This window comes from Helicobacter monodelphidis (assembly GCF_003288845.1).
GTDB lineage: Bacteria > Campylobacterota > Campylobacteria > Campylobacterales > Helicobacteraceae > NHYN01.
The window spans coordinates 1-1444 of the sequence record NZ_NHYN01000059.1 but is presented as its reverse complement, the minus strand read 5'-3'; the positions used below and the strand labels follow the sequence as shown (position 1 = coordinate 1444).

Sequence of the window (1444 nt, the reverse complement as noted above, 5' to 3'; positions counted from 1 at the left end):
AAAGCAAGAATTCAGCATAAAGACATATAATAAAGTCCTATTAGAAAAAAGGAAAATGATGGCATTAAACTTGAATAATATTTTAATCCTTGCACCTTTACAATCCGTAACATCCTCCTAACTAAAAATATAAATTTTTAATATTTTTATAAAATAAATAAGAAATATATTTTAAAATGAATCATTACATTTTAAATGTAAAAAAATTTATTTGGAGTTGCTATGCAAAACACTCAAATTAATACAGAAAAGATTCAAAATGAATCAAATAGTATTGTGTATCAAGGCGTTAAAATTGGTTTTGATGCTACGCTAGAAAGTATGATAACTCAAGAAATGCTCGATTATATTATTGAAGGTATGGAAGTACAACATTCAAGAGCAGCAGCACAACCTGTAACAGCAGTGAAAATTTTAGGAGTTGCTTCAACAACAACGCAGGGTCGATGGGAAGAAATCAAGAGAGGGCAATTAAGCACTAATATTGACCATGATGGAAATATTTATGTTGCAACGGCAACCTATGGCTATACGGCTAGTCGCTACGGTAAATATAATAGCCATGTAATGCCTAACTATCAAACAGATATCAAGGATAATGACATATATATTGACCATTTTGATTTAAGCGGAACACAAGAGGCTGGACAATTTGTGATTGAAGCAATGGGCATATCAGCACGTCTTTATCAAGATTCTATTATGATTGTTTAAGCTTAGAAGGGGAGGGCTTCCTCCCCCTACTATTCTAGGCATTCTTAGAGTATACTTCTTTAACTGCATCTTTTAAACCTGTTAATGTCTCCACCTTTTCTTTTACAGCTTCTGCGGAATGTCCTTGTTTGTTGTCTATCCTCATTTGAATACTTTTGTCAATCATCTTAAAGAATTCGTCCATTATTCCCTTTTTGGTTGTAGAATTAAAGGTAGGAATTGCATTGGAAAAGACATGTTCATAACTGCCTGTCATTGCCTTTGATTGGGAGAGGCGCTGGAAAATATATGATGCAAATATGGGAAATGTTTCATCGTGACTTAATGTCTCATAATGCTTACTCGCCGCCCTTGCTTCTTCAGTTAGCCCTGCTTTATTGAGTTCGACTGCAAAAGGATTGCCTAGATGTCTATATAAAAACCAATCTCGTTTAGGATTTCGTATAAAGCCATCAATTACCTCCCCATTCTCATCAAAAACAATTTCATTTCTTCTCAGTGCTTCTGCAACTTGTTCTTCTGTGATATTGTTGCGTTTAATTTTATTAGGATTAAACTTCTCATTAATGTGTTTTGTAATCCTTGCTATTTTTTCTGCTTCTGTTTCTTGTGGTTCTTTGTTTTCTGCCTTTTGAGGAGAGATAAGACTTAAAATACCTAAACCCTCTTTGAGTGGAGTTTTAATCTTTTGTATAGAATCATTTTCTAGCCAATTTGTAGATTCTTTAGT

Annotated in this window: 2 protein-coding genes; one reads left to right on the top strand and one right to left on the bottom strand. The window is 33.4% G+C overall.

The window, feature by feature from the left end:
* Window positions 1–222: 222 nt before the first annotated feature.
* Window positions 223–714, top strand: coding sequence for a DUF4879 domain-containing protein (locus CCZ01_RS09835; protein WP_112053027.1), 492 nt, complete (start codon window positions 223–225; stop codon window positions 712–714).
* Between the two features lie 34 nt (window positions 715–748).
* On the opposite strand, the gene CCZ01_RS10545 is transcribed toward CCZ01_RS09835, so the two are convergent.
* A partial coding sequence (locus CCZ01_RS10545) for a hypothetical protein (protein WP_181566398.1) occupies window positions 749–1444 on the bottom strand: 696 nt, incomplete at its 5' end.

What these genes read in the sequence shown, in the direction of transcription:
- CCZ01_RS09835 (WP_112053027.1), top strand. Translation starts at nt 223, where the DNA reads ATGCAAAACACTCAAATTAATACAGAAAAGATTCAAAATGAATCAAAT.